Here is a 24525-nt window from a genome sequence, read left to right as displayed (position 1 = left end):
TGTATTTTGGTTCATCTTTCAATAAACCAATCACTTTTTGAGCCAACAAAGAGAACATATTGATGAGCTAGTGCAATTGTGCTTAGCCGGTAAACAAAGTGCACAGCTAGAAGTGTACAACAGGTATTACAAGGCTATGTACAATACATCACTCAGAATCGTAAAAGACTCTGCCCAAGCAGAAGACATTATGCAAGAATCGTTTTTAAGCGCATTTACGAAACTGCATACTTTTAAAGGGGAAGTAACTTTTGGATCCTGGTTAAAGCGTATTGTTATTAACAACAGTATACATCAATATAGAAAGCAACAAAAAAAGAACGAAGTTGCTTTAGATGAGGTATTGTACAGGGTCGAAGATAATGACGGAATTGCATCTGACCATGTGTTTACAGAACTAAAGGCTCAAAAAGTGATGGAAACCATGAAAGATTTAAAAGACAACTACAGAATTTCTTTGACCTTACATCTAATTGAAGGATTTGATTATGATGAAATTAGTGAAATCATGAACATTAGTTATGCCAATTGCAGAACTACTGTTTCTAGAGCAAAAGAAAGTTTAAGGAAAAAACTAACACTCGCAGTCTAATGAAGAAAGATACTATTGACGAGCTTTTTATAAAGCTACATGACAAATTGGATTATGCCGAACCCGCCAGCGGGCACGAACAGCGATTCTTAGAAAAACTGAACGAATCTAAAGGCGTGGCTACACTTGCACCCAAGAAAAAGAACAGTTGGTTACTTTTTCTATCGGTCGCAGCATCATTTGCCATTTTATTAACGGTTGGATTATCCCAATTCAACACAGCATCAAGTATTGAAGAAAAAGTTGCCGAGATTTCGCCAGAAGCATCAAAAACGCAATTCTATTTTGCGAATTTAATCGAAGAGCAGGTAAAAGAACTGAATTCAGAAAAATCACCCGAAACAGAAAAAATTATTAATGACACCATGGTCCAACTAAAAAAGCTTCAGCTGAACTATACCAAAATGGAGCAAGACCTTTTAAATGGAGGTAACAGCAAGTTAATTTTAAGTGCCATGATTACCAATTTCCAAACCAGAATCGATCTTTTAAACGAGGTTATGATTCAAATTGAAAATATTAAATCAATTAAAAAATCACATGATGAAAACTTTACTATATAAATATACTTGGCTATTATTTTTGGCTTTCTCAACAGTAGCCTTCGCCAATGACACTTCTTTTGATGGTAAGCATACCAGAGAAAAGACCATTAAAAAAGAGTTTAACGTAAGTACCAACGCGTTGCTAAAAATAGACAATTCTTATGGCAACTTAAATATAACTTCTTGGAATGAAAATAGAGTAGTAATTGAAGTTCACATTAAGACCAATGGCAACAATGAAGACAAGGTCCAAAAAAAATTAGATGAAATTTCAGTTGATTTTGAAGCCAATAACGAAAGAGTTTACGCCAAAACCATTTTCAACAAAAATAACAATGGCTGGGGATGGAGCTGGGGAAATAACAACAACGTTAATATGCAGATTAATTACACCATTAAGGTGCCCGTTAAAAACAATGTTGACCTCAGTAATGATTATGGCAATATAATTTTGGACAGAATAGACGGGCACGCCAAAATAAACTGTGACTATGGCAGACTTGAACTTGGTGAGCTTAGAGGCCGTAATAACCGTTTAAATTTTGACTATACTTCAAAATCCACAATTGGTTTTATCAACAGTGGTGAAATTAGAGCAGATTACTCGGGCTTTACTATTGAGAAAGCCGGCGACCTTCATATCAATGCTGATTACACTAATGCAAGTATAGGCAAAATGGGCAATTTAGATTATACCAGTGACTATGGCAATATGGACATTGAAGAACTACAAAGCATAGATGGCAATGGTGATTACATCACAGTAAAACTAGGCGTCGTTCATGGAGATGTATCTATAACAGCTGACTATGGCTCCATTAGAATAGATGAACTTGCTGCAGACGCTGGCGATGTAGAAATTAGAACAGATTATACCGGAGTTAAAATTGGATACAACAGTGCCTATCATTTTGATTTCGATATTTCTACCAGTTATGCCGGTGTAAGTGGCAAAGATGACTTCACTATTAACATTAGCATAGAAAAATCATCTGACAAACACTATGAAGGATTTTATGGTTCTAAAGGCAGTGGCAACAAAATTATACTTACAAGCGACTATGGCGGCATAAGTTTTAGCAAAAAATAAATCAATCAATTAAAAATGAATATCATGAGAAAATTAAGTGTATTAGTATGTGCAGGGTTAATCTCCCTATCTTGTTCAGCGCAATGGGGAAAGACTATTAAAGGAAACGGTAACAATGTTACCATTGAGAGAAATACAGGGGATTATGACGGTGTAGCCGTATCGGGCTGGTTCGATGTTGATTTGGTATCTGGCAACGAAGGTGAAATAACCTTAACAGGTGAAGAAAACCTATTGGAGTACATAATTACCGAAGTCAAAGACGGCAAACTGGTAATCAAGACAGAAAAGGGTGTTAATCTAAAAACGAGCAATTGGAAATCTGGAATTCATATTACCGTACCCGTTGAATCTATAAGTTCTGTTTCTATGTCAGGATCAGGTGATATTGTTGGCAAAACAAAAATCAAAACTGATGATTTCAAAACAGCAATGTCAGGATCAGGTGATATTACTTTAGACCTTGATGTGCAAAATATATCTGCCTCAATGTCGGGTTCAGGAGATATTACTTTAAGCGGTGACACCACCAATTTTGAAGCTACAATCTCAGGTAGTGGAGATATTGAAGCATATGACCTAGAAGCTGATAATGTTGACGCAACAATATCCGGTTCAGCAGATATACAGGTTACCGCAAATAAGTCTTTAAAAGCAAGGGTATCTGGTTCTGGGGATATTTCCTATAGAGGAAATCCTGAAAAAGTAAACACAAAAACTTCTGGTTCTGGCGACATTTCAAAAGGATAAAAGCATAAGATCAAAATAGCGAACAATCAATTCAACTGAGCCTCTTTTTAAAGGGGCTTTTTTGTTTCGCGTACTCTCACAAGCAATATCATGCCGATCAGAAAAAATACGCCCAAAAAGATGATAGAACTTCTCATACTACCCGTTCTCTGAGCTATTGCCCCGTATAAAAATGTTCCTATTATAATTCCAATCTTTTCCGCAACATCATAAAAACTGAAAAAAGATGTGGTATCTGTAGTATCTGGCAAAAACTTAGAATAGGTAGACCTAGAAAGCGCCTGTATACCACCCATAACCAACCCAACACAACCAGCGGCTATATAAAAGTCCGTAGGCGTAATTACAAAATAGGCATAAATACAGATGGCTACCCAAAGGGCATTTACCACGATCAATGTTTTTATATTACCAAATTTTTCTGACGCACTTGCGGTAACAGTGGCCCCTAAAATTGCCACCAATTGAATAACCAATATACTAATGATAAGCCCCGTAGTTCTTTCAGAATCCGTACCCCAAGCAATTTCTTCTTCCCCAAAATAAGTTGCTATCAACATCACAGTTTGCACTGCCATGCTATAGACAAAAAATGCACCTAAATACCTTTTTAACTTCACTTGGTCCCCTAACTGATGCCATACTTGCTTCAACTCTTTAAAACCATTTAAAACAATGTTGGTGCGCTCCCCTTCTTTTTTGTAGCCTTTTGGCAAATAGTAGAAGCTGTACTGTGCAAAAAGTATCCACCATATTCCAACGGTTACAAAAGAATATTTCATGGCCTTAATTTCGGCCGCACCAGATTCATCTGTGGTTATTCCAAAAAAATCTGGTTTCATGACCATAGCCAAATTAAAAACCAAAAGCACCACACTTCCTATATACCCTAGTGTAAATCCTTTAGCGCTAATTGCATCTTGCTGTTTTGGAAAAGCAACATCCGGTAGGTAGGAGTTGTTAATGGCAAAACTCACCCAAAATCCTACAAGGCCAAAAAAGTAGCATACTAACCCTATGTATATATTTTCCAATGAAAACCAGTATAAACCAATACATGACAACCCTCCTACGTAGCAGAAGAATTTCATGAAAACCTTCTTGTTTCCCAAATAATCCGCAACGCCAGAAATTAATGGTGTTATGATGGCTATAAAAACGAAGGCTAAAGATGTTGTGTAACTTATTAATGGTGCTCTTGCTATTTCCCCACCAAAAATGGTCACCTTTTCAATACCGGCAATTCTAAAAAGTGCGCCATAAAATATTGGAAAAACTGCCGACGAAATTACCAAACTGTAAACGGAATTTGCCCAGTCATAAAAGGCCCAAGCGTTCAATAATTTCTTACTTCCTTTTAAAACTAGTGTCTTCCCCATATATAAAAATAAAAGCCGATCATTTCTGAACGGCTTCAATATACAATAATCCTTAAAGTTTTACTTAAAATTTGTTACCCCAAATTTTGCGGCTTCTGCAGCGGCATCTGGCGCCCAAGCCGTAAGATTATTTATTCTGGTATCATTAGATGGGTGCGTGCTCATAAATTCTGGCGGTGCTTCTCCACCACTGTTCGCTTTCATTCTTTTCCATAATTCCGCAGCTTCATAAGGGTCGTAACCTGCTATTGCCATAATCTGCAAGCCAATTCTATCTGCCTCTGTCTCATGACTTCTACTAAAAGGCAGCATACCTAAATACTGGGTACCTACACCATATGCCTGATTGAAAATACCTAAGGTTTGCTGATTTTTAATTGCAACATTACCTGCTACGGCACCTAACTGTTGTAATGTACCTGCACTCATACGCTGTGCTCCATGATCAGCCAAGGCATGGGCAACTTCGTGCCCCATAACTACAGCTACACCGGTCTCTGTTTGTGTTATGGGCAATATACCCGTATAGAAAACAATTTTACCACCTGGCATGCACCATGCGTTTACAGTTTCGTCATTTACCAAATTATATTCCCAAGCATAGTCCTTTAAATAACCTGGATGCCCATTAGCCGTTAACCAACGTTCAGCAGCCGAAGAAATTCGCTGACCAACCCTAGTAATCATTTGCGCATCTGCAGTACCTGTAACCACCTTATTTTCCGTTAGAAATTGGTCATACTGTGCAAATGCAGATGGAAATACTTGACTATTTGGGTAAAAATTCAATGTTTTTTGACCAGTAAAGGGATTAACCTTACAAGCCGAAACGCCTATAAAGACGAATATTATTAATACTAGTTTTTTCATTTTTTGTTCATTTTAGTTAATGGTAGAAAACTACAAAGTTATTCTTTTCCTGATAAATGCAATAAGGTAAAGTTTTTGTCTATAAGCAAATCATTGTTATCATTAATGCTTATACTCCTTAGCGGTATTTCTTCATTATCTATCTTAACACTACTGATCTCAAATGGAAGTCCGTGAAAATTCAACTTCATTTTCTCATACTCCGTATCAAAAGTACCATCCTTGAACAATTGAATGATCAAGGAGTTGTCTTTACCCGTAAGCTTATAATTACTTAGAGAATATCTTCCTTTTTTATAATCATAACCATTATTGGCATCTTCGTAAACTTCAGAGGTTTCAGTGCCTTCTTTATAATACACATCTAAAACAAGCTCTTCTATTTTTTTCTCTCCAACATATTGCTGTATAGGGTATTTTGGAATAATAGACCCTGCCTTTACAAAGATCGGAATCATATCCAATGCTGCCGCAACCCATTTTTCCTTACCTCCCTCTACAAACTCATTTGTCCAAAAATCGTACCACTCGCCCCTTGGCACATACATACGGCGCCCTTGAGCATTAGGTTCTTGTATTGGACATACCAATATCTTATCACCGAATATAAACTCATCTGTCCTAAAGTGAGTTTGATTATCTTCTTGATCAAAAAAGACCAAAGACTGCACCATAGGTACATTTTCCTTGGTATACTTGTAAAACATCGTATACAAATACGGTAATAGCTGATAGCGCAGTTCTACAAATTTTCTTACGATATCCGTTATTTCAGATCCAAAGGACCAAGGTTCTTGATCACCATGATCCCCACTGGAATGCACCCTACAAAATGGGTGAAAAATTCCCAATTGTACCCATCTAGCAAATAATTCGCCATCTGGTTGTTCTGCAAAACCACCAATATCAGAGCCAACAAATGAATACCCGCTTAAACACATACGCTGCACTTGTACATTAGCGATCCACAAATGCTCCCATGTAGCCACATTATCTCCTGTCCACGTAGAAGAATATCTTTGGGTCCCTGAAAATGCAGCTCTTGTTATTACAAACGGTCTTTTTGGATATACATATTTTTTAACACCTTCATAGGTAGCCCTAACCATTTGCATACCATAAACATTATGTGCTTTTCTATGGGTACACGGGTTACCATCATAATCATGCCTAGTGTCCAATGGGGCAGTTTTTGATGGAACTTCCATTACAGCAGGTTCATTCATATCGTTCCACACTGCATGAACACCCAAATCCGACATAAATTCCTTGTACAATTCTGCCCACCATTCACGCACTGCTGGGTTTGTAAAATCAGGAAAATTACATTCTCCCGGCCACACTTTTCCATGCATTAACGGACCATCTCCTCTTTTACAGAAATAACCATTTTCAAGGGCTTCATTATAAATCCAATAATCGCGATCTACTTTTATACCAGGATCTATCATCACCACGGTCTTAAATCCGTCTTCCTCCAATTCTTGAATCATTCGCTTTGGATCAGGGAAATGGTTTTTATCCCAAGTAAAACACCTAAAGCCGTCCATGTAATCTATATCTAGATAAATAGCATCACATGGTATTTGTAACTTTCTAAATTCACTGGCAATTTCCTTTACATTGCTTTCTGGATAGTAGCTCCATTTAGATTGATGAAAACCTAATGCCCACATGGGTGGTAACTCTGGTGTACCGGTAAGGCTAGAGTATGAACTGACCACTTTTGGCATATCTGGACCAAATATGAAATAATAGTTCATTTCTCCACCTTCTGCCCAAAAACTGGTAATATTTCTTCGTTCTTGAGAGAAATCAAAGCCTGTTCTAAAACTATTGTCAAAATAGATACCGTAGGCTATACCTTTATTTAAACCTATATAAAAAGGAATGGCCTTATACAGTGGATCTTGCTCTTTTGCATAGGCAAATTGATCAGTTACCCAATTCTCCACTCTTTTACCCTTTAAATTGCTATGCATGGCTTTATCGCCCATTCCATAAAAACTTTCACCAGATTGGGTAATCTTACTCAACTTTACGGTATTTCCACCATATTCATAATTTTCTTCCCAATGAAAGCCCAACTCATCTTCATTGATAATAGTACCGTTTAAATCAGAAATCTGGGTTCGTAACGTTTTCTTGTCTACCAGAATATTTAAACGTGCCGTAGAAATTATATATTCCGTATCATTTTCTACCACCTCTAATTTACTATACCCCATAGTAGCCTCGGGGTCTATGGCATAAGAGAAATCAGGTTCAAAGTTGTAATTTGTAGCGTACCTAAACCGTATAATACTTCCCCTAAGGATAGTTATTTGTAATACTACTCCGTTATCTGTGGTGAAATAGATTTTATCAGTGTCCTGTGCAAATTCAACGATGTGGTTTGGATATAAATTACCTTTATATTCAAGCTCTGTGTTTGTGATCATGAATTCTTAATTATTAGCATAACAGTCGGTAAATCAGAAACTCTTACAATTGGATGTGTTTAAACGACAACTTATTATGATTATTTCAATATTACAATCCCTAAAGGCGGTATCGTTATTACGATAGACTTCTTATGTCCGTGCGCAGGCTTGGTTGATGATGTTATCTTCTCATTTAGATTGCCACCGCCACCATATTTGGCATCGTCACTATTTAAAATTTCCTTTAGTTTTCCTTTTTTCGGGTTTCCTATTCTGTAATTTTCTCTTGGTACAGGAGTAAAGTTACATGCAATCACCAAATCGTTCTTCTCATCATGTCCTTTGCGAACGTATGTTAATACCGAGTTTTCATGATCACCATAATCTATCCATTGAAAACCTTCTGGACTAAATTGTTTTTCATATAAACCCGGAGAATTTCTATATAAATGGTTTAGATCCTTTACAAAATCCTGTACTCCCTTATGCACACTGTACTGTAACAAATGCCAATCTAAACTTTGTTGAAAATTCCATTCTGCCGTTTGACCGAATTCACCCCCCATGAACATTAAGTTGGTACCCGGGTGGGTAAACATATACCCAAATAGCAATCTTAAATTTGCGAATTTTTGCCACTCATCTCCCGGCATTCTATAAACCAAAGACTGCTTACCATAAACTACCTCATCATGAGAAAAAGGAAGCATAAAATTTTCGGTAAACGCATAGGTCATACTAAAGGTAAGATCATTTTGGTGGTGTTTTCTATAGATGGGTTCTTTCTTAAAGAACTGTAAGGTATCATGCATCCATCCCATCATCCATTTCATACCAAAGCCCAAACCACCATGTGCCACCGGTTTTGATACGCCTGAAAATGCAGTAGATTCTTCCGCTATGGTCTGTACACCTTCAAAGTTGGTATATACCGCTTCATTTAGTTCACGTATAAAGGACATAGCCTCTAAATTCTCGTTGTTACCATACATATTTGGCTCCCATTCACCCTCCTCTCTAGAATAGTCTAAATATAACATGGAGGCTACGGCATCTACACGCAAGCCGTCTACATGAAACTGATCTAACCAAAATAAAGCATTGCTAATCAGAAAAGCCCTCACTTCATTTCTACCATAATTAAAGATCAAACTCTTCCAATCTGTATGATATCCTTTTCTTCTATCTGGGTGCTCATACAAGTGCGAGCCGTCAAAAAAGCCTAAACCATGCGCATCTTCCGGAAAATGAGACGGCACCCAATCTAATATGACCCCTATATCGTTTTGATGAAATGTATCTATCAGTAATTTAAACTCCTCGGGCGACCCAAATCTTGATGTGGGGGCAAAATACCCTGTTAGTTGATACCCCCAAGAAGGATCGTAAGGATATTCCATTATAGGCATAAACTCCACATGTGTATACCCCATTTCCTTTACATACTCCACAAGGTCCTTTGCAAATTCCTTATAGGTCAAAAATTTATTTTCGGCATTTTTCTTCCAGGATCCCAAATGAACTTCGTATACAGAATAAGGTTTATCCAAACCGTTCTTATCTTTTCTATAGCCCATCCAAGCATCATCTTTCCAATTGTGCTCAGCAGTCCAAATTATTGATGCCGTGTTAGGCGGATGCTCACAATACCTGGCAAATGGATCAGCTTTCTCTGTCCAAATATCATTATTGTTAGACTGTATTTTATATTTATAGATCTCACCCTTTCCAATATTGGGAATAAAACCTTCCCAAATACCACTGCTGTCCCATCTCACATTTAATTGATGCTCCTCTGCATTCCATAAATTAAAATTACCGACAACAGAAACCGCTTTCGCCGAAGGTGCCCATACAGCAAAGTATGTACCGGCCACACCATCAACTTCTACGATATGAGATCCTAGTTTATCATATAGTCGATAATGCTTTCCCCCTTTAAAAAGATTGATATCAAAATCTGTAAATAATGAGTAAACTTGTACGTTAGGCATATTGAGTGTTTATTTTTGTAAAGCTAATCATCTTTTAAAGACGCTCAACTACATTTCATTTTTGTTGAAAATATAGCAGTTAATATCCGATTTATATATTTAAATACCAAAAATGGAACGCTTTTTGAAATAACAATTCAAAATAAAAACTCAAACCAAAAATTATAACATTATGAAAAAAATAAATGTATTTCTAGGAGCACTTGTAACGCTATTCTTTATTTCGTGTGAAGGACCGCAAGGACCACAAGGATTTGATGGGTTTGACGGTGCAGATGGTGCAGATGGTGCGGACGGAATTAATATCTTAGGCAAAGTGATAGACATACAGGGTACTTTCACCTTGGACAATGACTATTCTATCTTTTATGAGTTTCCACAAACTATAGAAGTTTTTGAAACTGATGTAGTACTTGTATATATGCTTTGGGATGTAACTGAAGATAGTAACGGTGAATCTGTTGATATTTGGAGGTTAATGCCACAAACTAGAATATTAGACCAAGGCTTATTACAATATAATTACGATTATACTTTTTTTGATGTTAGTATTTTCTTAGAATCAGATTTTGACCTATCAACTTTACAACCAGGTGATACTGATGACCAAGTATTTAGAATCGCCATATTACCAGCAGAATCTACCACTGGAAAGTTAGATACTTCTAACATCAACTCTGTAATGTCACATTTAGGTATTACGGAAGATGAAGTCCAGAAAGTAACATTACAATAAATATCCCTGGAATTAACCTATATAAGTAAAAGCCTTTGAATAATCTTCAAAGGCTTTTATTTATTTTATTAAAACCTTAACCAAAAAAGTATCGTAATTACTATACATTGAAAGGATTATATAAATTCATCGACATAATTAAAAAAATATAATATGAAACTACATTTTGCTATTGCACTTTTAATACTCTTTGTAAGCTGTAAGGGTAATGCCCAAAAGAAAGAGATGACATCTAGCAGCATTGATAAGGATAAAAAAGAATTTCCTGTTCAAAAAACCAACAGTGAATGGAGAAAAGAATTGACCGATGCCGAATATTACGTTCTACGCGAAGCTGCTACTGAAAATCCGTTTACCAGTGAACTTCTTAAAAACAAAGAAAAAGGTACATATGTTTGTGCCGCCTGTGCCACTCCTTTATTTAAAAGTTATACCAAATTTGATTCAGGTACCGGATGGCCCAGTTTTTATGAGGAAATAGAAGGTAATGTAGCTTATGATGTAGATTATAAAATTGGTTACAAAAGAACCGAAGAGCACTGTGCCACTTGCGGGGGGCATTTAGGACATGTTTTTGAGGATGGACCAGCCCCAACAGGCTTACGCCATTGCATTAACGGTGTGGCTTTAAATTTTGTTCCTGCAGAATAGTTCATATAGCTTAACAATTTTGAAATAAAAAAGAGGTCTTTAAGACCTCTTTTTTACTTTAAAACCTATATACCACATACAGGATGACTCCTAATAAAATATCACAATTTTAGATTAAAGGTCATATTTTAAAAACCTACAAATAATTTGATAAAGGTTTTGTATTTTTGCACCTCAATTAAAACTACAAAAAATCAAAATATGAGCACTTTCGATATTATCGTTTTAGGTAGTGGTCCTGGTGGATATGTTACCGCAATTAGGGCTGCACAATTAGGTTTTAAGACTGCCATTATAGAAAAAGAGAGTCTAGGAGGCGTTTGCTTAAATTGGGGTTGTATACCTACCAAAGCCTTATTGAAGTCTGCACAAGTATTTGAATACCTGCAACATGCCGAAGATTACGGTTTAAAAGTGAAAGGTGCCGATAAGGATTTTGATGCTGTCGTGAAAAGAAGCCGTGGTGTTGCAGAAGGAATGAGCAAAGGGGTTCAATTCTTAATGAAGAAGAATAAAATTGAGGTTATTAAAGGTTACGGTACTTTAAAAGCTGGTAAAAAAGTTTCAGTTAAGGCTGAAGATGGTTCCACTACGGAATATAGTGCCAGTAATATTATTATAGCTACAGGCGCAAGAAGCCGAGAGCTACCAAGCTTGCCGCAAGATGGTAAGAAGATCATTGGGTACAGAGAGGCAATGACCTTAGATAAGCAACCTAAAAAAATGATCGTTGTTGGTAGTGGTGCAATCGGTATAGAGTTCGCATACTTTTACAATTCTATGGGGACCGAAGTTACGGTTGTAGAATACCTACCTAACATTGTACCGGTAGAAGATGAAGACGTATCCAAGCAATTGGAAAGAAGTTTCAAAAAATCAGGTGTAAAGATTATGACTTCTGCAGAAGTTACTTCTGTTGACACTTCTGGTGACGGGGTAAAAGCTACCGTTAAAACAGCTAAAGGAGAAAAAGTTCTTGAAGCCGATATTGTTCTTTCTGCCGTAGGTATTAAGACCAATATTGAGAACATAGGGTTAGAAGATGTTGGTATTGCTACCGACCGTGATAAGATTTTGGTGAACGATTATTACCAAACCAACATACCTGGCTACTATGCCATTGGTGATGTAACTCCTGGACCAGCACTTGCTCACGTAGCATCGGCAGAAGGTATCTTATGTGTTGAAAAATTGGCAGAAATGCATGTTGAGCCATTAGACTACGGTAATATACCTGGTTGTACTTATTGCTCTCCAGAAATTGCCTCTGTAGGTTTAACCGAAAAGCAGGCCAGAGAAAAAGGAATAGATATCAAAGTTGGTAAATTCCCTTTCTCGGCAAGTGGTAAAGCGAAAGCTTCGGGTGCTTCCGACGGATTTGTAAAAGTAATCTTTGATGCTAAATATGGTGAGTGGTTAGGTTGTCATATGATCGGTGCAGGTGTTACCGATATGATCGCTGAAGCGGTTCTTGGCCGTAAGCTAGAAACTACGGGACATGAGGTTCTTAAAGCAATTCACCCACACCCAACAATGAGCGAAGCTGTTATGGAAGCAGTGGCAGCAGCTTATGACGAGGTTATTCATTTATAATTTACTACTTAATATAATTTAGCATGTTAAAGTTATTTCGAGCAACGGCAATTTTAGAAGGAATCTCCTATTTGGCGTTGTTCGGGGTGACCATGCCATTAAAATACTGGGCAGAAATACCAGAACCAAACAAATATGTTGGCTACGCCCACGGAGTGCTTTTTATCGCTTTCATAGCACTTACATTAATAGTTGGCTTTACCCATAAATGGTCATTTAAAAAAGTTTTCATTTTTGGTATAGCTTCACTTCTACCCTTCGCAACATTCTATGTTGAAGAAAAATATTTAAAGCCAGAAGACAACGCTTAAGGCTGTTCTTCCATTTCAGTAGTCAACTGATAGATACTACCATCAAAGGCACATATATACAACTCGTAGTTTGCATCCGTACCAAATGACGATATAGCCAAATCCGTATCTACGATCAATTTATTATTACCGTTTATATCTAAAGCCCAAATTCTACCGGATACAAAATCACTATACACATACAAACCTTGTAACGAAGGTAAACTGCTTCCTCTATACACATAACCACCGGTAACGGACCTATCATTTTGTTCATGACCATATTCATAAATTGGCGCTATAGTGTTTGCGGTATCACAATCATCTTCAAGAAAACAAGAAGTTCCCTCAAGAATATTCCAACCGTAATTACCTCCTTTTTCAATAAGGTTAATTTCTTCTTTCTCTCCTTGACCAACATCACCAGTCCAAATGGTATTGGTAGCTACATCAAAACTAAATCTCCACGGATTTCTTAATCCATATGCATATATCTCACCCCTCGCATTTTCTACTTCTACAAAAGGATTATCTGCTGGTATAGCGTAATTTAACCCAGCATCTGTAGTATTTATATCTATACGCAATATCTTACCCAATAAGTTTTCTAAATTCTGTGCATTACCATTGGGATCACCTGAGCCACCACCGTCACCAGATGCAATATATAAATACCCATCAGGTCCAAATGCCAACTGCCCGCCATTGTGATTAGTATTTGGTTGAGGAATTTCCAATAAAATAGTTTCGCTAGACATATCTACAATATCCAAATCATTTTCAGAAACCTTAAAACGAGATATCACCGCCAATTCTTCATTGGGTGTATAGACAACATATAAAAAACCGTTTGTACTAAACTCCGGATGAAAAGTAAAGCCTAGCAACCCTAGTTCGCTCTCATTGGCTATGCGATCAGAAATATCCAAAAATGTACTTACTTCACTTACCTCAGATTCACTTGAAAAGGATTTTATAATCCCATCTTTTTCAGCTACAAAAATTCTATTACTTTCATCATCTGGAGATTGTAGATCCAAAGGATTGGAAAAAGATAAATTTGAAAAAGCATTTATGGTCGTCAATACCCCAACTGAATCAATAGGCGCGTTTGGATTTGGACTAAGTGCCAACTCGTCTTTATCACTACATGAAACAATAAGTAATATAGCAAAACCAAATAACAGAAATACAATTCTTTTCATAACAGCATAGTTTGCTATTATTTACGAATGTACACCTCACTCTAGATGTTAATTATTTTTTTGAGTTAAAATAAAAAACTCTCAATGGCTAGATCATAACTTTTTAATCCAAAGCCCAGAATAACCCCATTGGCAGCAGGCGATATGTAGGAAATATGCCTAAATTCTTCGCGCTTATGGGTATTGGAAATATGAACTTCTATGACAGGAGTTTCTACAGCCTTTACCGCATCTCCTATACCAACAGAAGTATGGGTATATGCCGCAGCATTGAGGACTATACCATCATAACTAAAACCAGTTTCTTGTATTTTAGAAATAAGTTCTCCTTCTATATTAGATTGAAAATACTCCAACTCAACATCTTTAAACTTAAACTGCAATTTTGAAAAATAATCTTCAAAAGTCTGTGCACCGTAAACTTCTGGCTCCCTTTTACCCAATAGATTTAGGTTAGGACCGTTAATTATGATAATCTTCATGTATCAAAAATAACGAATGTTACTTAACAATTAATAAGAAATCAAAGAAGTATAATAGTTAACTAAAGAACAGCGAAACTAACGTCGAGTTCTATACTTAGGCTCAAAGTTGAAAACAATACCCAGTGTCAAAGTAGTCCAAGAGGTCTCATCTATATCTATACCTGTGTAAGAAACATTGACCTCTACACTTGAACTCATTAAGTAAGCCAAAGTAGGTCTATAATAAAGCCCCCCTTCGTTACCATCATTGATACCCACGGCATAACCAACATTACCGCCAAAAGAGAAATAATTGGAGGTCCAAAAACGAACACCTGCGGATAATGGCATAAATTGAACAGCTTTTTGCTCTTCCCTTATAATTGTAGTTTGAAAAGTTTCAGCAAAACCGTGTATATAACCTATAGCCGGACCAACATCAACAACTTCACCTAACGGGTACATGTACGAGAAATCTGCACCAAGTACTACACTTACCGCTTCATTGTAATCATTAAATGGCAAACCTGCCTGTATTCCTAGCTTAAACCCTTCTTGAGCATAAATACCGGTCGAAAAAAATGAAACAATAAGTACTATAAAAAACTTTTTCATGGTTGGTTTGGTTTGTTTTCATCAAAAATAAAGGTAAGACTTAGCTTACATGAATCTTTGTTGTGAACACCCTTAAAGTAGTTGTACACACTGCTTTTAAATAGGTTTTATAATTCTATTTTAACACAAAATCACCTATTGGAGTACAAAAAAAGGGGAAGCTTAGCTTCCCCTTTTAATATTAAAATGCTGAAATTTCTATTCAATTACGTATCTAACGCCGATACCAAAAGCACCAACTTCATTTCCAAGAAGATCACCAAGACCTATAAAGGGTCTCCAGTCAAACGAAAAAGCTAATGGCACTCCATCAATTTTATAATCTAAACCAACTATTGGTCTAAGTGCTATCTCTGTCCCTATGCCTTCTCCAAAAAATAAGATTGAAGGACCTGCACCGGCAAACCATTGTAAACCATCAGCTCCTGAAATATCACCATGGTATTCGTAAAGAGCTGTTAAAGTTGTTAATCCGCTTTCAAACATCAACTCCGCTTGACCTGCATGCTCTTCTGCAAAGAAATATTTTGCACTTGGACCAACTAAGGTTACCCCAGAAAATAAATCTAGACCTAAACCGGCTGCAAATGTGTAATCAGATTGTGCGTTAGAAACATTTGTTCCTAAAATAACCGCTGCTACTAAAAATAATAGTTTTTTCATTTTGTTGTTTTTTTAATGTACTTGACTTAATTAAAAATTGATTGATTAATAGGACTATTGACTAAAAGTCCATTTTATAGTTAATAGGTGTAAAAGTAAAAATTTAACAAGTATTTACATATACCAATAAACCAGTATTTCTTCCATCTATACATTATTTACTACAGAATTAATGTATTCTTTATCTTTAAACCATGAATTGGAAACATGCGCTTAAAGATTTTACCACCTACCTTAAACTGGAACGCGGACTATCTAAAAACTCTATTCTAAGTTACTCTAGAGATATTGAAAAGCTTATGACCTTTCTAGAAGCGCACGACATTAATACTACCCCTATTCTTATTGATAAACAAACCGTACAGCAATTTATATATGAGGTGGCCAAAGTAGTAAACCCCAGATCACAAGCACGTATCATATCTGGCTTAAAAAGCTTTTTTGGATACTTAATTTTTGAAGATTATAGAAAAGACAACCCTTTAGACTTAATAGAATCTCCAAAAATAGGACGAAAATTACCTGATACGCTTTCAGAAACTGAAATAGATAATTTGATCAATGCCATTGACCTAAGTACACCAGAAGGTGAAAGAAATAGAGCTATGCTAGAAACTTTATATGGCTGTGGTTTAAGAGTTTCCGAACTAATTAGCTTAAAAATTTCCGACCTTTTTTTTGATGAAGATTTTATTAAAGTTACCGGCAAAGGTGATAAACAGCGATTTGTACCTATAAGTCACGTGAATAAAAAATATATTGATATTTACCGAAATGAAATTAGGGTACATTTAAAAATTCAGGAAGGCTTTCAAGATATTTTGTTCTTGAACCGACGAGGAAAACAACTTACCAGAGCCATGATTTTTACTATTGTTAAGAACTTGGCGACCACTATTGGATTAAACAAGAGTATTAGCCCTCACACCTTTAGACATTCATTTGCCACTCATTTACTTGAAAATGGTGCAGATTTACGTGCAATTCAACAAATGCTAGGACATGAGAGTATTACCACTACAGAAATTTATATGCACGTAGACCGATCTCATTTGGCGGAGGTCATGAATACCTACCACCCTAGAAAAAGTTATTAAAATTTCCATTTACTGCCAATGGTATAAACAGATGGCATTTCAATTTGAGTTTCACCAAAAGCACCTATACCAGTTTCGTTCAATTGAATACTACTTTTTATTTCAAGCATGAAATTCTCCGTAACATCATATCCCATTCCCGCTACAAAGCCAAGTCGATAAGGTGCTTGTCCAACTTCTGAATTTTCAGTTGCAATTTCTGCATCTAGGCCAGAGAGCAAGTATAATCTTTTATTCAGATAATACTTTACCATTAAACTAGATCGAAATCTTTCCGACAAAATATAAGTATCATAAAACCCTTGAAGTTCTAATTGCAAAGATTTTGTAACCCCATATTGAACCATAAAAGATTTGTGAACATCACCTATTGCAGAAACAGGATATGCATGCCCCGTAACCGCTATTCCCGTCAATGAAGAAGGTTGATTTTTCTCTGGAGGCTCTTCTATTGCTTGACCATTGACAACAATTACAAACATGAACAGAAAACTTCGCACGAGAACTTTCATAGGTTGGATATCAGATGTTGAAAATAAATTCCTACAAAAGATATTTTAAATAGTACACCTAACGAAATACTTATCAAAACTTTAACTACCAAACACTTAACTTACAGCGGTAGCAAGAAATAACACCTCTTCTTTAGTCTTTAAACTGACTGTAATCTCTTTTATACGGCCTAATAATTAATCTAGCCTCTCGATCGAACCTTATATAATTGTATACCCAGTTTATAAATACGACCATTCTATTTCTAAACCCTATTAAAAAAAATAAATGAACGAACATCCAAACGAACCATGCAAATACCCCTTGAAACCTAAATTTCTTAATATCGCATACTGCTTTATTTCTCCCTATAGTAGCCATACTACCTTTATCATTATACACAAAAGGTTTCATTGGCTTATGTTCTATTAACCTCACCAGATTCTCACCCAACAACCTCCCTTGTTGAATTGCCGGTTGAGCTACCATTGGATGACCACGGGGGTTATCTTCTGTAGCCATACAAGCAATATCGCCAATAGCGAATATTTCCGGATGTCCTATTACCTGATTAAATTCGTTAACATTTAACCTGTTGCCACCAGCCACAACATCTTCACCATCCAACCCCTTAATTCCGGCTCCTTTAACACCAGCTGCCCAAATGACGGCGGCAGAATCGAATTTCAAATCTGTTTTTGTGGTAACGGTTTTACCGTTATAACCGGTAACCCTAACCCCTTTCCATACTTGAACCCCTAATTTTTCTAAAAAATCTTCTGCTTTTTTAGATGCTTGCGCACTAAAACCCGGCAGTAAACAATCTCCACCTTGAACAATATTAATTTGTGCTCTTCGGGTATCTAGATCAGGGTAATCTTTTGGCAATATTCCTTTTTTAATTTCTGCCAAAGCACCTGCTAACTCAACACCAGTTGGTCCGCCACCAACAATTACAAAGTTCATTAATGCATCGCGTTCGTGATAGACATCGGTAAGAAGCGCTTGCTCAAAATTTTCCAATATTAAACTACGTAAGTTCAATGATTGCGGAATTGATTTCATCGACATAGCATGCTCCTCAATTTCCTTATTTCCAAAGAAATTGGTTTCAGAACCTGTGGCTACCACCAAATAATCATAACTTATATCCCCAATGTTGGTATTCACTTTTTTACCGGCCGCATCAATATGTTCTACTTCTGCCAAACGGAAATAAAAATTATCATATCCGATCAATACCTTGCGTAAGGGGTAGGCAATGGAATCTGGCTCAAGACCTCCTGTAGACACTTGATACAATAGTGGTTGAAATGTATGATAATTATTCTTATCTATAAGGACAACTTGTACTTCTTGTTTACTTAATTTTTTGGCTAGAGATACTCCGCCAAAACCACCACCTATAATTACAATTCTAGGATAGCTTGAGAGTGGTATGTTCATAGTAGTTTACTTACTGACAAAATTAAACAAATGGACTCCTACTTTAAAATAATAATGTGTTTTTAGTATCTTTAAGCTCTAACTCAAACAAACACCAAAATGCGCAAAACCCTTATTTTACTGGCAGTACTAGGTACTTCAGTTTTTTCTATGAATGCTCAGAAGAGCGAAAAAGACATAATCAAAAAATTAGAGCAAAAAAGTGATGATTACGGAAATATAGCTCAAAATATTTGGGAATTCGCAGAAATGGGATACCAAGAGGAACAGAGCTCGGGTCTTTTACAAAAAACATTAAAGGATGCCGGTTTCTCCATTAAAACCGGAGTAGCGGGTATACCTACCGCTTTTATTGCGGAATATGGCAGTGGCAGTCCCGTAATTGCCATTATGGGCGAGTATGATGCATTACCGGGACTATCCCAAAAAGCTACCGCTGAAAAAGAATCTGCTGGTGCCGCCGCTGGTCATGCCTGTGGTCATCACTTGTTCGGTACGGCATCTACGGCAGCGGCAATTTCAACAAAGGAATGGTTAGAGGCCAATAAGGCAAAAGGTACCATACGTTTTTATGGAACTCCTGCTGAAGAAGGTGGATCGGGTAAAGTTTATATGGTTCGTGAAGGTCTCTTCAATGATGTAGACATAGCGCTACATTGGCACCCCGGGTCACAAAATGCAGCTAGCGCAGGTGCTGCTTTAGCTAATAAATCGGCAAAATTCAGATTTCATGGTATTTCTGCCCATGCCGCCGGTTCTCCAGAAAAAGGACGTTCTGCCCTTGATGGTGTTGAAGCCATGAACCTGATGATCAATATGATGAGGGAACACATTCCGCAAGAGGCCAGAATACATTACGTTATTACAGCCGGAGGTAAAGCACCCAACGTAGTGCCAGATTTTGCAGAAGTTTATTACTATGCACGTCATAATCGACGTGATGTTGTGATCGATATATTCGACAGAATGGTAAAAGCTGCCGAAGGTGCCGCATTGGGTACAGGAACTACAATGGACTATGAGATGATCGGTGGTACACACGAATTATTGCCCAACCTAACATTACAAAAAGTAATGCACGATAATCTTTCTGAAGTTGGCGGTATAGAATACACAGCAGAAGAAAAAGAATTTGCCGATAAAATAGCTGTAACCTTAGGGCAGGAAAAAGCGGATCTTGCTACCGCTAAAAATGTTCAACCTTACAAAACCGAAGCTAGGGCTTATGGCTCTACAGATGTAGGCGATGTTAGCTTTACCGTACCTACAGTTGGTTTTGGCACCGCTACCTGGGTTCCTGGCACACCGGCTCACAGTTGGCAGGCGGTTGCTGCAGGCGGAACTTCCATTGGTAGAAAAGGAATGATGGTAGCCGCAAAGACCCTGACCAAAACTGCAATAGACCTTTTTAAGGATAAAAAATTAGTAGAGACCGCCAAAGCGGAATTTTTAGAAAAAAGAGGGGCAGATTTTAAATACATTCCTCTTTTAGGTGATAGAGCACCTGCCTTAGATTATAGAAAATAGAGTCTTATGTTATAGATTTTAAAAGTGCCAAGGTATTAATTGGCACTTTTTTTATGTATTTCTAAATATATTGTAACAAACAAAACCTTTTATAGACTAACAACGTAAGAACAGCCAACCAAGAGTGAATAAAGAACTTGAACACAAATTTGTGACCGAGCTACAGGACAACCAAAACATTGTCCATAAAGTGTGTACGCTGTATACAAACGACCGCGACTCTCACAATGATCTGTTTCAAGAAATTACCATTCAATTATGGAAGGCTTATCCCAAATTTAGGGGCGATGCCAAATTCAGTACTTGGATGTATCGTGTGGCGCTGAATACTGCCATTACACTATATCGAAAACAAAAAAGAAGAATTGACACAGCTGATTATGAGTCTGTAATTTTTAAGATCAAAGCCGACGAATATGACGAGACCGAAGAACTACAATTAAAATTAATGTACAAGGCGGTCAAACAATTAAATGACGTTGATAAAGCGTTGGTGTTTTTATATCTTGAAGATAAAAACTATACTGAAATATCTGAAACATTAGGTATTTCCGAAGTAAATGCACGGGTTAAAATGAACCGTATCAAAACAAAATTAAGAACCATTTTGAATCCATAGGCGTATGACGGATGAACTGGAATTATTAAAGAAAGATTGGCAAAAAAAGGAATTCGATGTTCCTAAATTAAGCTATGACGAGATTCATAAAATGATATGGAAGAAATCTTCCTCAATTGTTAGGTGGATCCTTATCATCAGTATATTGGAATTTACCGTACCGCACCTTTTATATCTACTACCATCTATGCGTGATGGTATGGAGCTATATGAAAACATAGGTGTCTCAAAATACCTTGTAGTCCTCTCTGGCTTTACTTATATCATAGCCTTTTACTTTATTTTTCAGTTCTATAAAAGATTTAAGGAAATTTCGGTTTTGGACAACTCCAAAAATCTAATGAAGAAAATCATAAAGACTAGAAAAACCGTTAAGCATTACGTTATTTTTTCATTATCCATGATAATGATGACCATAATCATAATGATTATAGGTGTTTACCTAAATGATAATATGGTCAATGCCTTCCCAGAATTAAAAGATAGCCTTGCAAACATATCACCCGAAAAATTAAAAATTACCATAATGATGTCCATAGGTATTTTTGGAGTAATTCTAACCTTGGTCATGGGTGGCATTTATTTCTTATTATACGGACTGCTACTTAGAAAACTAAAACAGAACTACAGTGAACTTAGAAACCTTACTATTTAAGAAGGGGGATTCCATTTACGCTGTTTGTTCTCTTCCTCAATAGCCAAAAGATCGGCTTTTGATATCACTTTTAAAAATGATGGGTGCTGCTCAATAGCGTACTCCAATTTTTCTATTATAGATTCGGTAGATTCATTTTCGTAATCAATATCCAATGGCTCTTTAATAACCATAGATTGAAGTATTCCTTTCTTTTTAACACGAAGTCCTTTTTTATCAAAAGAACGTCTAAAGCCATCAATAACCACTGGCACAACCACTGGTTTATATTTTTTGATAATGTGTGCCGTACCTTTTCTTAAAGGCTTCCAAGGGGTAGTTGTACCTTGTGGAAAAGTAATTACCCAACCATCGTTCAATGCCTTGCCTATACTAGAAATATCGCTCATTTTCACTTGGCGCTTAACATCTTTGCCTTCTGAACGCCAAGTACGCTCTACACTTACAGATCCCGCATAGGCCATTATCTTGGTCAAAAGACTTTTCCTCATTGTTTCTGCAGCGGCCACATAATACATATTCAATTTTGGTTGCCATATATATCCCAAGTTCTTAATGGAATCTTCACGACCGCTTAAACTGGCATTAAAAACATGAAACATAGCCACAACATCTGCAAAGTATGTTTGATGGTTACTTACGAACAACACATTTTTATCCGGTAAATTTCTAATAATATCAGACCCTTCAATTTCCAACGTATTAAAGCGTTTATACCGCTGATGCGATAGCACGGCCAAAATGCGTATTAGCCATTTTTTAATGAATAAATTATGCCCAAAAGGGTTTTTATCAAATAATCCCATAGAATGCTAAAATAATTAAATATGCCTTACAACACCTGCTTTAGTAACTCTTTAATCTCATTCATCATCATTGCCGTTGCCCCCCATACAATATAACCGTTTAATTTAAAGGCTGGTACTTCAATATCCACAGCGTAAGATGTGGTCATTTTTTTTGAAACTACCAATGTATCATCTAAAAAATCCGATACAGGAACTTCTAAAATTAACTCAACCTCTGCATCTTGTTTTACAAATGGTTTTGGATTTCGATATAGCCCAATATAAGGCTGAACCATAAAATTACTGGGAGGTATAAAAATTTCTGAAATTTCTTTGATCACCGTAATGTCTTTTGGTGCCACCCCTACTTCTTCATACGTTTCCCTAAGCGCAGTGGTCAATAGACCATCATCAGATTTTTCTTCTTTGCCCCCAGGAAAAGCAACTTGGTTAGAATGTACCCCTTTATAAGTTTTACGTAAAATCAAAAGCAAGTTTGTTCCCATATTTTTTGTAGGGTAAAACAATGCCATTACCCCTGCCCTTCTAGGATTTTTCTGAGAAATATTAATACGTTGTAATTCTTCTAATCGGCTTTCTGGAGCCATTTTGTATTGCGAAGCTTCTCCCGGTAGCGGTAGATCCTTTATTTTTGATATCTGTTGTTCAAAAAAATTAAAATTCATGCGTTTACCAAAATTCTATTATTTACTACTCTTAGTATTTTTTGCAATGGCCAGTTGCAAAGATACCCCTAAGAAAGTTGATAGTACTACTACCGTAGCCAAGACAACGATAGACTCTACTAAAATTACGGAAAATGAAGCTGAAAAAGAACAAGAAAAAGATGCTTTTGAACTTACCGAAGAGAATGCCATTGATTACTTTTTCAACTATGAAAAGACCCTTAAAGAAAACAAGGTCAGAATTACCACAAAATTTGGCAGTTTTACAGTAGAATTATTTGATAACGTACCTTACCACCGGGCCAATTTTATATACCTAACCAAAAAAGGATATTTTGACGATACTCAGTTTCATAGAGTGGTAAAGAATTTTATTATTCAAGGTGGAAACTCTGATGACAAAAAGACAGCAGAAAAACGATCTAAAATTGGTCGTTATCTATTGCCGCCAGATACCAGAAAAGGGCATAAGCACCACAGGGGCACTATTTCCATGCCAAGTAGTGAAATGGACAATCCACATAAACTAGCATCACCATTTGAATTTTTCATTGTTGTTACAGACCCTGGCTCATATCACTTAGATGATAACTATACTCCTTTCGGAAGGGTCATTGATGGCATGGATGTGGTTGATGAGATAAATAACGTACCTGTAGAAAAAGGAGATTGGCCTATGAGAAATGTATATATTCAAAAAGCTGAAGTTATAGAATAAGCAACCATAGCCAACCACTCAGAATTAAGCTTGATTTCTATAAATATTGGGCAGGGAAATTTTGAAGCGAACTGCTAATACCCGCATAATTATTATGGTAAGGATAGCCAAAGAATAAGCAATGGTATCTTTTATAGGAAACTGTATCAATACAAAATACACCAACCCACCTAATATACAAACGGTGGCATAAATTTCCTTTCTAAATATTACAGGAATCTCATTACACAATATATCTCTTATAACGCCACCAAAACAGGCGGTAATGGTTCCTAAAGCAATACACATTACCGGTAAAAGATCTGCCGCCAAACCTTTTTCTATACCTACCATGGTATACAAACCAATGCCAATGGTGTCAAACAAAAAAAGTGATTTTCTTACGTATTTTAATTGTTTCACAAAAATGATTGCCAGCAATACGGTTACTACAATAATCAATAAATGAATTGGGGCATTAAGCCAGCCAACAGGTTTAATACCTATAAGTAGATCTCGTAAGGTGCCTCCCCCAACAGCTGTAACAAATGCAATAATCAAAACCCCAAATACATCTAACCTTTTATCCATAGCAACCAACACTCCAGATATCGCAAAAGCAATGGTTCCTAAAATATCGATAATGAAATAAAACATG

At 36.6% G+C, this 24525-nt stretch carries 26 protein-coding genes; 13 read left to right on the top strand and 13 right to left on the bottom strand.

The genetic code is table 11. The features are described from left to right. Nucleotides 1–37 precede the first annotated feature (37 nt). From CSC80_RS13770 to CSC80_RS13755, 4 genes are read left to right on the top strand one after another with little or no spacing between them, the layout of a single operon-like run. Nucleotides 38–592, top strand: coding sequence for an RNA polymerase sigma factor (locus tag CSC80_RS13770; RefSeq protein ID WP_058105760.1), 555 nt, complete (start codon nt 38–40; stop codon nt 590–592). After that, nucleotides 592–1155 (top strand): hypothetical protein, encoded by a 564-nt coding sequence (locus tag CSC80_RS13765; protein ID WP_091602583.1) that lies wholly within the window; start codon nt 592–594, stop codon nt 1153–1155. The genes CSC80_RS13770 and CSC80_RS13765 overlap by 1 nt, the downstream gene beginning before the upstream one ends. Then, on the top strand, nt 1136–2227 hold the full coding sequence (locus tag CSC80_RS13760; RefSeq protein ID WP_099192607.1) for a hypothetical protein: 1092 nt from the start codon (nt 1136–1138) through the stop codon (nt 2225–2227). The genes CSC80_RS13765 and CSC80_RS13760 overlap by 20 nt, the downstream gene beginning before the upstream one ends. A gap of 24 nt (nt 2228–2251) precedes the next feature. Continuing rightward, complete coding sequence (locus CSC80_RS13755) at nt 2252–2977, top strand: head GIN domain-containing protein (protein ID WP_058105757.1); 726 nt, start codon at nt 2252–2254, stop codon at nt 2975–2977. Between the two features lie 47 nt (nt 2978–3024). On the opposite strand, the gene CSC80_RS13750 is transcribed toward CSC80_RS13755, so the two are convergent. The 4 genes from CSC80_RS13750 to glgB form a co-directional block, all read right to left on the bottom strand. Further along, entirely contained in the window at nt 3025–4356 is a 1332-nt protein-coding gene (locus CSC80_RS13750; RefSeq protein WP_099192557.1) for an MFS transporter, read from the bottom strand. A 60-nt stretch (nt 4357–4416) separates the two neighbouring features. Then, nucleotides 4417–5226: a M48 family metallopeptidase gene (locus tag CSC80_RS13745; RefSeq protein ID WP_058105755.1), complete on the bottom strand. Its 810-nt coding sequence runs from the start codon at nt 5224–5226 to the stop codon at nt 4417–4419. Between the two features lie 38 nt (nt 5227–5264). Then, entirely contained in the window at nt 5265–7667 is a 2403-nt protein-coding gene (locus tag CSC80_RS13740) for a glycoside hydrolase family 31 protein (protein ID WP_099192556.1), read from the bottom strand. Between the two features lie 80 nt (nt 7668–7747). Next, complete coding sequence (gene glgB, locus CSC80_RS13735; protein ID WP_099192555.1) at nt 7748–9643, bottom strand: 1,4-alpha-glucan branching protein GlgB; 1896 nt, start codon at nt 9641–9643, stop codon at nt 7748–7750. 172 nt (nt 9644–9815) lie between these two features. Here glgB and CSC80_RS13730 point away from each other — a divergent pair, with 172 nt between their 5' ends. From CSC80_RS13730 to CSC80_RS13715, 4 genes are all read left to right on the top strand, one after another. Continuing rightward, a complete protein-coding gene (locus tag CSC80_RS13730; protein WP_058105752.1) occupies nt 9816–10379 on the top strand; it encodes a hypothetical protein in 564 nt (187 codons plus the stop codon). A gap of 153 nt (nt 10380–10532) precedes the next feature. Next, on the top strand, nt 10533–11030 hold the full coding sequence (gene msrB / locus CSC80_RS13725; RefSeq protein ID WP_058105751.1) for a peptide-methionine (R)-S-oxide reductase MsrB: 498 nt from the start codon (nt 10533–10535) through the stop codon (nt 11028–11030). A 201-nt stretch (nt 11031–11231) separates the two neighbouring features. After that, nucleotides 11232–12623, top strand: coding sequence for a dihydrolipoyl dehydrogenase (gene lpdA, locus CSC80_RS13720; RefSeq protein ID WP_058105750.1), 1392 nt, complete (start codon nt 11232–11234; stop codon nt 12621–12623). 23 nt (nt 12624–12646) lie between these two features. Continuing rightward, the gene (locus CSC80_RS13715; protein WP_071339983.1) at nt 12647–12934 is read left to right on the top strand and encodes a DUF3817 domain-containing protein; all 288 of its coding nucleotides are present in this window, start codon (nt 12647–12649) and stop codon (nt 12932–12934) included. Here the strand turns inward: CSC80_RS13715 and CSC80_RS13710 are convergent. The 4 genes from CSC80_RS13710 to CSC80_RS13695 form a co-directional block, all read right to left on the bottom strand. Beyond that, nucleotides 12931–14118, bottom strand: coding sequence for a PQQ-dependent sugar dehydrogenase (locus tag CSC80_RS13710; RefSeq protein WP_099192554.1), 1188 nt, complete (start codon nt 14116–14118; stop codon nt 12931–12933). The two genes, CSC80_RS13715 and CSC80_RS13710, sit on opposite strands and share 4 nt — an antisense overlap. 65 nt (nt 14119–14183) lie before the next feature. Further along, nucleotides 14184–14600 (bottom strand): type II 3-dehydroquinate dehydratase, encoded by a 417-nt coding sequence (aroQ, locus tag CSC80_RS13705; RefSeq protein WP_058105747.1) that lies wholly within the window; start codon nt 14598–14600, stop codon nt 14184–14186. Between the two features lie 78 nt (nt 14601–14678). Further along, entirely contained in the window at nt 14679–15197 is a 519-nt protein-coding gene (locus tag CSC80_RS13700; protein ID WP_058105746.1) for an outer membrane beta-barrel protein, read from the bottom strand. A 198-nt stretch (nt 15198–15395) separates the two neighbouring features. Beyond that, nucleotides 15396–15860, bottom strand: coding sequence for a hypothetical protein (locus CSC80_RS13695; RefSeq protein ID WP_071339986.1), 465 nt, complete (start codon nt 15858–15860; stop codon nt 15396–15398). 194 nt (nt 15861–16054) lie between these two features. Here CSC80_RS13695 and xerD point away from each other — a divergent pair, with 194 nt between their 5' ends. Next, nucleotides 16055–16957 (top strand): site-specific tyrosine recombinase XerD, encoded by a 903-nt coding sequence (gene xerD / locus CSC80_RS13690; protein WP_099192553.1) that lies wholly within the window; start codon nt 16055–16057, stop codon nt 16955–16957. Here the strand turns inward: xerD and CSC80_RS13685 are convergent. Then, on the bottom strand, nt 16954–17469 hold the full coding sequence (locus CSC80_RS13685; protein WP_143751754.1) for a hypothetical protein: 516 nt from the start codon (nt 17467–17469) through the stop codon (nt 16954–16956). The two genes, xerD and CSC80_RS13685, sit on opposite strands and share 4 nt — an antisense overlap. Before the next feature lie 133 nt (nt 17470–17602). Continuing rightward, nucleotides 17603–18895 (bottom strand): NAD(P)/FAD-dependent oxidoreductase, encoded by a 1293-nt coding sequence (locus tag CSC80_RS13680; RefSeq protein ID WP_058105742.1) that lies wholly within the window; start codon nt 18893–18895, stop codon nt 17603–17605. A gap of 99 nt (nt 18896–18994) precedes the next feature. Here CSC80_RS13680 and CSC80_RS13675 point away from each other — a divergent pair, with 99 nt between their 5' ends. The 3 genes from CSC80_RS13675 to CSC80_RS13665 all read left to right on the top strand — a co-directional run bounded on the left by CSC80_RS13675 (nt 18995) and on the right by CSC80_RS13665 (nt 21696). Further along, a complete protein-coding gene (locus CSC80_RS13675; RefSeq protein ID WP_099192552.1) occupies nt 18995–20422 on the top strand; it encodes an amidohydrolase in 1428 nt (475 codons plus the stop codon). 124 nt (nt 20423–20546) lie between these two features. Continuing rightward, on the top strand, nt 20547–21041 hold the full coding sequence (locus CSC80_RS13670; protein WP_058105740.1) for a sigma-70 family RNA polymerase sigma factor: 495 nt from the start codon (nt 20547–20549) through the stop codon (nt 21039–21041). A 4-nt stretch (nt 21042–21045) separates the two neighbouring features. Beyond that, entirely contained in the window at nt 21046–21696 is a 651-nt protein-coding gene (locus tag CSC80_RS13665) for a hypothetical protein (RefSeq protein WP_099192551.1), read from the top strand. On the opposite strand, the gene CSC80_RS13660 is transcribed toward CSC80_RS13665, so the two are convergent. Both CSC80_RS13660 and CSC80_RS13655 read right to left on the bottom strand, forming a co-directional pair. Continuing rightward, complete coding sequence (locus CSC80_RS13660; protein ID WP_058105738.1) at nt 21693–22502, bottom strand: lysophospholipid acyltransferase family protein; 810 nt, start codon at nt 22500–22502, stop codon at nt 21693–21695. The two genes, CSC80_RS13665 and CSC80_RS13660, sit on opposite strands and share 4 nt — an antisense overlap. 26 nt (nt 22503–22528) lie before the next feature. Then, nucleotides 22529–23170 (bottom strand): CoA pyrophosphatase, encoded by a 642-nt coding sequence (locus tag CSC80_RS13655; protein ID WP_099192550.1) that lies wholly within the window; start codon nt 23168–23170, stop codon nt 22529–22531. Here CSC80_RS13655 and CSC80_RS13650 point away from each other — a divergent pair. Next, nucleotides 23169–23888 (top strand): peptidylprolyl isomerase, encoded by a 720-nt coding sequence (locus CSC80_RS13650; protein ID WP_099192549.1) that lies wholly within the window; start codon nt 23169–23171, stop codon nt 23886–23888. The two genes, CSC80_RS13655 and CSC80_RS13650, sit on opposite strands and share 2 nt — an antisense overlap. A 24-nt stretch (nt 23889–23912) precedes the next feature. Here CSC80_RS13650 and CSC80_RS13645 read toward each other — a convergent pair whose 3' ends face one another. Further along, entirely contained in the window at nt 23913–24524 is a 612-nt protein-coding gene (locus tag CSC80_RS13645) for a trimeric intracellular cation channel family protein (RefSeq protein WP_099192548.1), read from the bottom strand. Nucleotide 24525 lies beyond the last annotated feature (1 nt).

The sequence above is a fragment of the Maribacter sp. 6B07 genome, assembly GCF_002700155.1.
Classification (GTDB): Bacteria; Bacteroidota; Bacteroidia; order Flavobacteriales; family Flavobacteriaceae; genus Maribacter; species Maribacter dokdonensis.
Note: the sequence above shows the minus strand (reverse complement) of the source record. Positions and strands in the feature narration are given on the sequence as shown.